Annotated in this window: 3 protein-coding genes; all 3 read right to left on the bottom strand. The window is 60.5% G+C overall.

The genetic code is table 11. The features are described 5' to 3' along the window. Nucleotides 1-1,055: ROK family protein (locus WCG50_RS19185; protein ID WP_336901195.1), on the bottom strand; the 1,055-nt coding region annotated here is incomplete at its 3' end. After that, entirely contained in the window at nt 1,052-1,504 is a 453-nt protein-coding gene (locus tag WCG50_RS19180; protein ID WP_336901194.1) for an RbsD/FucU domain-containing protein, read from the bottom strand. The genes WCG50_RS19185 and WCG50_RS19180, both read right to left, overlap by 4 nt. Nucleotides 1,505-1,525: 21 nt before the next feature. Next, nucleotides 1,526-2,031 (bottom strand): ATP-binding cassette domain-containing protein (locus WCG50_RS19175; RefSeq protein WP_336901193.1); only part of this gene is annotated, 506 nt, incomplete at its 5' end.

Raw genomic sequence — 2,031 nt, 5'->3', positions numbered from 1 at the left:
CGGCTCAGCAGGGCGCGGCAAAAAGAGCCATCAATCACCACCGCTTCAATGTCCAAAAAGGCTGTGCCACTCACCACGCAATGTGCCAGCGCGTTGGCGGCTGTGGCCACCCAGGCACTGGTTTCGTGCTCAAACGGGGCTGACACGGCGCGTTCATCGTAGGCGGCGCTGGGGTCCAAGCCTTGGGCAATAAAGCGCTGTTCCAGTTCCCACAGCGAGGCATGGCTCAAGAGTTGCATCGGCGTTGTGCTGCCTTCAGCCAGGGTCAAGGGCAGCGAAGCTACGGCGCCGGCATTGCCGTGCACACCCACATGCAGGTGCGAGTTGATGACCAACCCGCCGCCCACAAAGGTGTCGACAAACAGGTACAGAAAACTTTTCAGGTCACGCCCACGCCCACTCACCAGTTCGGCCACGCAGGCCGCCGAGGTATCTTTGACAAAGCTCACGGGCGCATCCGTCATGGCTTGCACTTGCGCGGCCAGGTCGATCTGGTTCCACTCGCTCGATTTCGCCTCAGACAAGCCCAGCATCTTGTGCCAGCCGCCCATTTGAAACGGTGCTGCAACGCCGACGCCCACCAGGCGCGAACTCAAGGGCCCCAGCGAGTCCCGCAGGTCGTTCATGTTTTGCGCAATGGCGGGCAGTAAGGTGCTGGCATCCGGAAAGGCGTAGTCCAGTGTTTTCCGTTGGCGCACCCGGCCGGTGAAGTCCACCAGCAACCACTCGGCACTGCGTCGGCCAATCTTGATGCCCATCGAAAATGCGCCGTCCGGGTTCAACGCCAGAGGCACCGAAGGTTGGCCAATGCGTCCACGCACCCGCTCGTGCTTGATGACCAGCGCGTCTTCTTGCAGCCGGGTCGTGATCAGGCCGATGGTTTGTGCGGTGAGTCGAGTCAGCCGCGCAATATCTGCCTTGGGCAGGCTGCCGTTGAGTCGGATTGCTTGCAGCACCACGCGCTCATTGAATTGCCGCATTCCTACATGGTTGGAACCGCGCGGACGCAGCAGGGTGTGTGATTCAGAGGCGAGAGCGGTGCTGCGGGTTTTCATGGACGGAGATTTTCGCCTATGACACCTTTGCGCAAAATAAAGTTACCAAACGGCTGGCGCTCGCCGGTCAGCACAATGGCATAGGCCGCCCGCGCCCGGTCGTAAAAGTCGAAGCGCTCCAGCCGTTCAGCGCTTTGCCCGGGCAAAAATTCGGGCGCCAAATAAGCCAAAACGTTGCGCTGCAATTCAGACAGGTACGGGCTTTCGGTGTCGCTGACCTGCATGAAGGCCACCGGGTGCGCCACATCCGCCGCCAGCGGCAGCACCGAGTTGATGGCTTGCACGGCTTGCGCCATGGTGCTGCCAGGCAGCCGTAAAACAGGCTTGCCGGCGGCAATACTCATGGCGGTGAAGTTGGCGTCGGCCAGCACCAGTGCGTCGTCGTGGCCCATCTCCATCAGCAGCTTGAGCAGATCCGGGGTGAGCAGGGGGTTGATACCTTTGAGCATGTTTTTCTTATAAATAGTTGTTCAGGCGTGCGCGTCGGCGGGCAGTTCATCCACCGTCTTGGCGCCGGTCATCACGGCCACGGTGTCGCTCATGCTGATAGTTTTGGGGTTGACCACAGCGGCGCGCTTGCCCAGACGCTGAATATGAATGCGGTCGGCAATTTCGAACACATGCGGCATGTTGTGGCTGATCAGGATCACCGGCAGGCCTTTGTCGCGCACGCGGCGGATCAGTTCCAGCACCATGTTGCCCTCTTTCACCCCGAGCGCTGCCGTGGGTTCGTCCATGATGACCACATGCTGGGCAAACGCCGCCGCCCGGGCCACCGCTACGCACTGGCGTTGACCGCCAGAGAGTGTTTCCACCGCTTGCGTCATCGAGCGAATGCCTACTTTAAGTTCCTGCATGCGGGCGATGGCTTGGGCCAACATTTCTTTTTTGTCCAGTAAGCGCAGCAGTTGGCCAATAGCACCGGGCTTGAGCAACTCGCGGCCCAGGAAAAGATTCTCGGCAATGCTCATGGCCG

The sequence above is a fragment of the Rhodoferax sp. genome, assembly GCF_037143375.1.
GTDB lineage: Bacteria > Pseudomonadota > Gammaproteobacteria > Burkholderiales > Burkholderiaceae_C > Rhodoferax.
The sequence above is the reverse complement of the archived record's forward strand: the minus strand, read 5'-3'. Positions and strand labels throughout refer to the sequence as shown.